The organism is Luteitalea sp. (assembly GCF_022842525.1).
Classification (GTDB): domain Bacteria; phylum Acidobacteriota; class Vicinamibacteria; order Vicinamibacterales; family Vicinamibacteraceae; genus Luteitalea.
Genome location: NZ_JALHPM010000252.1, coordinates 1 through 7,211 on the forward strand (window position 1 = coordinate 1; position 7,211 = coordinate 7,211).

The 7,211-nt window shown below is 69.6% G+C and carries 6 protein-coding genes; 3 read left to right on the forward strand and 3 right to left on the reverse strand.

The window, feature by feature from the left end:
- From Q0C41_RS28355 to Q0C41_RS28365, 3 genes are all read left to right on the forward strand, one after another.
- A partial coding sequence (locus Q0C41_RS28355) for a glycosyltransferase (RefSeq protein WP_291989848.1) occupies nucleotides 1-1,367 on the forward strand: 1,367 nt, incomplete at its 5' end.
- Nucleotide 1,368: 1 nt separating this feature from the next.
- A complete protein-coding gene (locus Q0C41_RS28360) occupies nucleotides 1,369-2,448 on the forward strand; it encodes a glycosyltransferase family 4 protein (protein WP_291989850.1) in 1,080 nt (359 codons plus the stop codon).
- Nucleotides 2,449-2,476: 28 nt separating this feature from the next.
- Complete coding sequence (locus Q0C41_RS28365) at nucleotides 2,477-3,850, forward strand: glycosyltransferase (RefSeq protein ID WP_291989852.1); 1,374 nt, start codon at nucleotides 2,477-2,479, stop codon at nucleotides 3,848-3,850.
- Here Q0C41_RS28365 and Q0C41_RS28370 read toward each other — a convergent pair.
- The 3 genes from Q0C41_RS28370 to Q0C41_RS28380 form a co-directional block, all read right to left on the reverse strand.
- Nucleotides 3,798-5,687 carry a response regulator gene (locus tag Q0C41_RS28370; RefSeq protein ID WP_291989854.1) on the reverse strand — a complete coding sequence of 630 codons (1,890 nt, stop codon included), beginning with the start codon at nucleotides 5,685-5,687 and terminating at the stop codon, nucleotides 3,798-3,800. The two genes, Q0C41_RS28365 and Q0C41_RS28370, sit on opposite strands and share 53 nt — an antisense overlap.
- The gene (locus tag Q0C41_RS28375; RefSeq protein WP_291989857.1) at nucleotides 5,684-6,151 is read right to left on the reverse strand and encodes a response regulator; all 468 of its coding nucleotides are present in this window, start codon (nucleotides 6,149-6,151) and stop codon (nucleotides 5,684-5,686) included. Before Q0C41_RS28375 ends, Q0C41_RS28370 begins: the two co-directional genes overlap by 4 nt.
- Nucleotides 6,141-7,211 (reverse strand): GAF domain-containing sensor histidine kinase (locus Q0C41_RS28380; RefSeq protein WP_291989859.1); only part of this gene is annotated, 1,071 nt, incomplete at its 5' end. The genes Q0C41_RS28375 and Q0C41_RS28380, both read right to left, overlap by 11 nt.

Below are 7,211 nucleotides of genomic sequence, written 5' to 3' on the forward strand. Positions count from 1 at the left end.
GCGGACGCGTCCGGAAGGGCCGCCCCGCGGCGGACGCCGCGACGTCCGTCGTCGGCGTGGCGGGCGCCCCGGTGCGGCAAGGCAGGGGCGCTGAGATGGCGGCCGTCCATCAGGTCCTCGCCACGCTCGGCTACGGCGATGCCATCGGCCACGAGGTGCTGGGCATCCAGCGCGTGCTGCGCGCGGCCGGGCACGACTCCGAGATCTTCGTCCAGACCGCGGACCCGCGCCTCGAGCACCTGACGCGCGACTATCGCGATCTCATCGACGTGAGCTCGCCCGACAACGTCCTCATCCACCACTTCTCGATCGGGTCGCGCGCCAGCCGCGTCGCCTACGCGCTGCCCGACAAGATGGTGCTCGTGTACCACAACATCACGCCGCCGGAGTTCTTCGTCGACGTGCACCCGCTGCTCGTGCAGCTCTGTTTCATGGGGCGGCGCGAGCTGGGGGCCTATCGCGACCGCTGCGTGCTGGCGCTCGGCGACTCGGCGTTCAACACCGAGGAACTGGTGGCGGCCGGCTTCCCGCGCACCGGCGTCCTGCCGGTCGTGCCCAGCTTCAGCCATCTGGCGAACACGGCCGTCGGCACCATCGCCGAGAGCTTCGACGACGGCTGGACGAACATCCTGTTCGTCGGTCGGATGATCCCGAACAAGAAGATCGACGACCTGATCCGGATCTTCCACGCCTACAAGACGCAGTGCAATCCGCGGGCGCGGCTGCTGCTGGTCGGGTCCTACGGCGGTTTCGATCTCTACTTCGCGATGCTGCAGCAACTGGTCGCGACGCTGAAGGTCCCCGACGTGTTCTTCCTCGGCCACGTCAGCAACGAGGAGCTGTCGGCGTTCTACGACGTCGCCGACCTGTTCCTCTGCGCCAGCGAGCACGAGGGCTTCTGCGTGCCGCTGATGGAGGCGTTCCACAAGCGCGTGCCGGTGCTCGCCTACGCCGCCACGGCCGTGCCGTCGACGATGGATGGCGGCGGCGTGCTGTACGAGACCAAGTCGCCGACCCACGTGGCCGCCGTGATGGAAGCCATCCTGGACGATGCGGATCTCGTCGAGCAGATTCTGGCGTCGCAGGATGCGGCCCTGGATCGGCTGGCCGCCCAGGACTTCGACGGCACGCTGCTCCGCTTCGTCGACGAGGCGCTCGCGGCCCCGCCGGGGATCGCGCCGAAGGTCTCGTTCGACTTCTGGGATCAGTTCGAGTTGCAGGAGCAGCTCGAGGAAGTGCGGCAGTACCGGCCGTCGGCGCTGAGGGCACTGCCGGTGAGGTCCACCTTCGCCGATGCCGCGAGTACAGAGGCCTCGGCTACGGCGGATCGCTCCGCGCACGAGTCACCGCGCGGAGCGAGGGAGTAGGGTGCCGAGCGGCGTGCTCAGCGTGCACCAATGGGTGCCGGCCGCGCACAAGGGGGACGCCATCGGCGACTCGGCGCGACGTGTGCGCGATCTGTTGCGGGCGCGCGGGCTGGCCTCCGAGATCTTCGCGCTGACCATCGACGACGACCTGCGGCACGACGTCCACCCGTTCAGCGACCCGGCCGCCCGGCGCGGCGACGTGACGATCTTCCACTTCGCCCTGCCGTCGCCGATGACCCAGGCGTTCGCCACACTGCCCGGCGGACGCGTGCTGCAGTACCACAACATCACCCCGGCGCACTTCTTCGCCGACTACGCCCCCGAGATCTACCGCCTGGCGATGATCGGGCGTCAGGAGCTCGCGACGCTGGTCGGTCACGTCGATCTGGCGCTCGGCGACTCGTCGTACAACCGCGAGGAACTCGATGCGCTCGGCTTCGCGCCGACGGGCGTGATGCCGATTGCGGTCGACTTCGCGCGGATCACGGCGGCCCCCCGCCGGCCTGCGCTCGAGAAGGTGCTCGGTGACGGGCTGATAAACTTCCTGTTCGTCGGGCGCATCGCCCCCAACAAGAAGATCGAGGACCACATCCGGCTGGCCGAGCACTACAAGCGGTACGTCGACAGCCACTATCGTTTCATCTTCGTCGGTCGTCACGACGCCGTGCCGTCCTATTACGCCACGGTGCGCGCCCTGATGGAGAAGTACCAGATGCCGGCCGATCGGTTCTGGTTCACGGGCCCGGTGCCGAATGCCGACCTGGCCGCGTTCTACCGCTACGCGAGCGTGTACATCTCGCTGAGCGAGCACGAGGGCTTCTGTGTGCCGCTGCTCGAGGCGATGGCCGCCGGGGTGCCGGTGCTGGCCTACGGCTCGACGGCCGTGACGGAGACGATGGGAGGCGCCGGCGTCGTGTTCACGCCGAAGGACCTGGAATACGCCGCCGAACTGCTCGGACGGCTCACGTACGACGATCGGCTGCGTGCCGACATCATCCGCGGCCAGCACGCGCGGCTCGAAGCGTTCAGCGAGGCCCGCCTGCAGGCGCACCTCGACGCACTGCTCGCGCCATTCGCCTGATCGGGCCGGGATCACACAGGATGCACCCGTGAAGATCGCGTTCATCATCCAGCGTTACGGCACCGAGATCCTCGGTGGATCCGAGTACCACTGCCGGCTCATCGCCGAGCGCATGGCGGCACGGCATCAGGTCGACGTGCTGACGACCTGTGCCCGCGAGTACACCACCTGGAAGAACGAGTACCCGGAGGGCACCGACCGCATCCGCGGGGTCAACGTGCGGCGGTTCGCCAACTCCCGCACGCGGGACCTGACGGCGTTCAACACCCTGTCGGACTGGATCTTCAACTACGAGCACACCCGCGAGGACGAACTGCGGTGGCTCGAGGAACAGGGCCCGTGGTGCCCGCCGCTGCTCGATTACCTGCAGCGATCGCACCAGCAGTACGACGTCCTGATCTTCTTCACGTATCTGTACGCGCCGACGGTGCTGGGCATGCACATCGCCCCGAAGAAGAGCATCCTCGTCCCGACCGCGCACGACGAACCGGCCATCCACCTCGGGATCTATCGCGATCTGTTCGCCTCGGCCAATGCCGTGGCCTTCAACACCGAGAGCGAGAAGGCCTTCCTGATGCGGACCTTCGACATCCGCACCATCGTCGAGGAGACGGTCGGCTGCGGCGTCGACCTGCTGGACACCGAGGGCCAGGGCAAGCCCAGGCGCGGCGTCGATGCCCCGCTCGAAGGTCCGCTCGTCCCCGACGACGAGGAGCCGGCCCCGGCGCCGACCCAGAAGGAGGGCGTCCCGCGCGGACGGCGCGGACGAGGGCCACGGCCGGAGCGGCCGCTGGCCGATCGCAAGCGCGGCATCGGCGAGGCCTTCCGGCGCCGCCATCGTCTGTTCGGCCACGTGGCGCTGTACGGCGGGCGGATCGATCCCGGCAAGGGCTGCGAGGAACTGTTCGAGTACTTCGCCGCCTATCGCGACGCCGGTGGCGACGCGACGCTGGCCCTGATGGGCGCCAAGCTCATGCCCCTGCCCGAGACGTCCTGGCTGCGATTCGCCGGCATGCTGCCGGAAGCCGAGCGGCTGCAGGCCCTCGATGCCGCCGACGTGGTGGTGGTGCCCTCGCCGCTCGAGAGCCTGTCGCTCCTCGCGCTCGAGGCGATGGCCATGGGCACCCCGGTGCTGTGCAACGCACGCGCCGAGGTGCTGGTCGAGCACTGCCGCCGCAGCAACGCCGGCCTCTACTACGCCGACCGCGACGAGTTCGTCGAGGCGCTGTCGCTGCTGATGGCCGACGACCGGCTCCGCACGGCCATGGGCCGCAACGGGCGTGACTACGTCCAGGCGCACTACCGCTGGGAGGTCATCCTCGGCAAGTACGACCGCCTCATCGGCGGTCTCACGGCAGGCGGGTCGTCAGCGCCTCGCGCACCTTCGTCAGCAGCGCGCTGAACGAGAACGGCTTCTGCAGGAAGGCGACGTGCGCCGGGCGCAGTCCCGTCACCGCCGTCGCCTCCTCCGTGTACCCCGACAGGAACAGCACGCGCAGGCCCTCGCGCCGGCCGCTCATCGCCTCCACCATGGTCGGCCCCGACATCCCCGGCATCATCACGTCCGACACCACGAGGTCGACGCGCAGGCCGGCGTCGACATGGGCCAGCGCGGCGGCGCCGCTGTCGGTGGCCGTCACGACGTAGCCCCGCGACGACAGCACCTGCGTGATGATGTCCCGCACGCCCGGGTCGTCCTCGACCACGAGCACGTGCTCGGTGCCGGTGGGATAGGTCACCACGACGCCGCTGTCGGTCGCGGCCCCGGCTGGCTCGGTGTCCTTCGGCAGGTAGACCTTGAAGACCGTGCCCTGCCCCACCTCGCTGTAGACGTCCACGTGCCCGCCCGCCTGCCGGACGATCCCGTAGACGGTGGAGAGCCCGAGCCCGGTGCCCTTGCCCGGCGGCTTGGTGGTGAAGAAGGGATCGAAGATGCGCGACAACACGTCGTCCGACATCCCGACGCCCGTGTCGCTCACGGAGAGACGCACGTACGGACCCGGAGCGATGGCCCCTGGCGGCGGCAGTCCTTCGTCGCCGAGCGTGACGTGATCGGTCTCGACGACCAGCGTGCCCCCGTGCGGCATCGCGTCGCGGGCATTGACCACGAGGTTCATCACGACCTGTTCGATCTGCCGCGGATCGGCCACCACCGGACTGGGGTCGGCCGACAGCCGGAGCACCATCGTGACGTCGTCGCCGATCAGCCGTCGCAGCATGCGCGCGAAGTCGCCGACGATGGCGTTCAGGTCGAGGTGCGAGGCGGCGACGACCTGCCCGCGGCTGAACGTGAGCAGTTGTGCCGTGAGCGACGCGGCGCGCTGCCCCGTGTCACGAATGGTCGTCACGGCGTCGCGCCACTCGTGCCCCGGCGGGATCTGCTGCAGGAGCAACTCGGTGTAGCCGGCGATGACCGTGAGCAGATTGTTGAAGTCGTGCGCCACTCCGCCGGCCAGCCGTCCGATGGCATCCATGCGCTGGGCATGGAGGAGCTGCGATTCGAGCTTCCGGTGGCGCTCGTCGGCGGCGCGGCGCGCGCTGACGTCGCGGAGGATGACCGTCAGGAACTCGCGATCGGGGAAGCGTACCGGCGACACGGTGCCTTCGATCGGAAAGGTCGATCCGTCTGCACGGCGCCCCTCCGGCTCGAGGACATGACCGTCGTCGGTGACGTGCCAGGAGCAGAACGTCGTGAGCGGCAGGCCGATCGCATCGGCCGCCGCGATCCCGAACGCGCGTGACGCGGCCGGGTTGACCATCGTGACGCGGCCGTCAGGGTCGGCCACGAGAAAGGCGTCCTCCGCGGAGGCGATGAGCGTGGCCAGTCGCGCTTCGGACTCGGCGAGCTGCTGCTCGGTGCGCACCTGCGCCAGCACGCGCGCCACCGCTTCGGGCAGGTAGTCGATGTAGGCCGCACTCTTGGTGACGAAGTCGCGAACGCCGGCACGCAGGGCGCGAATCGCCGTCCCCTCGTCGCTCCGGCCGGTGACGATGATGACGGGCAGACGTTCACCCGAGGCTTCGAGCTGTTCGTGGAAGCGCAGCCCATCGACCTCGCCCGGCAGGTGGTAGTCGAGGAGCATGAGGGCGAAGCGCTCCTGCGCGATGTGCTCGAGGGCGTCGGCGTGGGTGGCGGCGGTGACCACCGAGAAGCCGGCGCGCTCCAGATGCAGGCGCTCCAGCCGTGCGACGCCCTGGTCGTCCTCAACGATCAGGATGCGCCCCTGCTGCCGCCTCATGCGGGGCCGCTTCCGACACGCACCGTGGCTTCATCGGCCACCGTGACGACCGCCAGGAAGTGTCCGAGCCGGTGCAGCACGTCGGCGATGGCATCGGAGGCCACTGGCTTGGTCACGTAGAGACTGCAGCCGAGCTCGTAGCAGCGGGCCACCTCCCGCGGATTGTCGGAGGTGGTCAGCATGAGGACGGGGATGCCGCTGGTGCGCGGCGAGGCCTTGAGACGACGCAGCACCTCGACACCGTCGACCCTGGGCATGCGGATGTCGAGCAGCACGAGCAGCGGTCCTCCGGGCGTCCGCCCGTCGTGCGTGCCTTCGCCGCGCACGAAGTCCAGCGCGTCCTGGCCGTCGTAGGTGCGCGTGATCGCCGCGTTCACCCCGGCACGACGCAGGTGCCGTTCCACCAGCACCGCATGCCCGTCGTCGTCTTCGGCCAGCAGGATGGTCAGTGCGTTACGCCGCATGGCTGGATGCCTCCGGGGACTCGCGTGGCAACTCGACATGGAACGTGGTGCCGACACCCACCTCCGAGCGCACCCAGACACGCCCGTCATGCCGCTCGACGATGCGCTTGACGATGGCCAGGCCCATGCCTTCGCCACGTCCGACGCCGGGATGCAGCCGCTGCAGCGGCTGGAAGACCTGGTCGAGGTGTGGCGCCGGAATGCCGAGGCCGTTGTCGGAGATGCGCACGACGGTGAAGCGCGGACTGCGGGCGAGGTCGTCGGCTGCGGCGATCTCGACGCGGGGCGGGACCCCTGGACGGGCGTAGGCGAGGGCGTTGCCGATGAGATTGGCGAACAGTTGCTCCACGGCCAGCGCATCGCCGGTGACGACGGGCAGCGTCGCGTGCCGAATCTCGCCACCGGCCGCCGTCAGCGTGGCGCGCATCGCGTCGATGACGCGCTCCACGATCACCGAAAGGTCGAGCGGCTGAGGACGGTACTCGACACGGCCGGCGCGCGACAGGCGGAGCAGGCCGTCGATGATGGCGGCCAGGCGCGAGACGGCGACGCCGATGTAGTGGGTCGACTCGGCCACGTCGCCGTCGAGTACGAGGCGTGCGCGTTGGCGGAGGTGGTCTGGCACCTCCGGCGAGTCGAGGAGCTGGCGCAGCTGATCGGCGGCGAGGCCCAGTTCGCGGCTGAAGCCTTCGAGATTGACGAGCGGCGATCGCAGGTCGTGCGACACGCTGTAGACGAAGAGCTCGTTCTCGCGATTGGTGTGCGCGAGATCGGCGTTGGTGGCTTCGAGCTGCTGGCGCGAGCGCTCGAGCGCGAGGGCGACGGATGCGGCCTGCGCCAGCATCGCCAGCGTCTCGGCGTCGTCAGGCCGGAAGGTCTGGCCGGGCAGCGACGCGACCTGCAGGACGCCGATGGGCGTGCGGCGGTCGTCGTGCAGCGGCACGCCGATCCACTCGCCCGAACCGAAGGCGCGCTCGACCTCCGGGCTGGCGGGATGGGCGCCACGGTCGCCGGCGCTGAGGTGCATGGCGCGGCCAGTGCGCAGGACCGCGTGTGACGC

Coding starts and splice junctions, on each gene's coding strand:
- Q0C41_RS28370 (WP_291989854.1), bottom strand. CDS start 5,687: ATGAGGCGGCAGCAGGGGCGCATCCTGATCGTTGAGGACGACCAGGGC.
- Q0C41_RS28375 (WP_291989857.1), bottom strand. CDS start 6,151: ATGCGGCGTAACGCACTGACCATCCTGCTGGCCGAAGACGACGACGGG.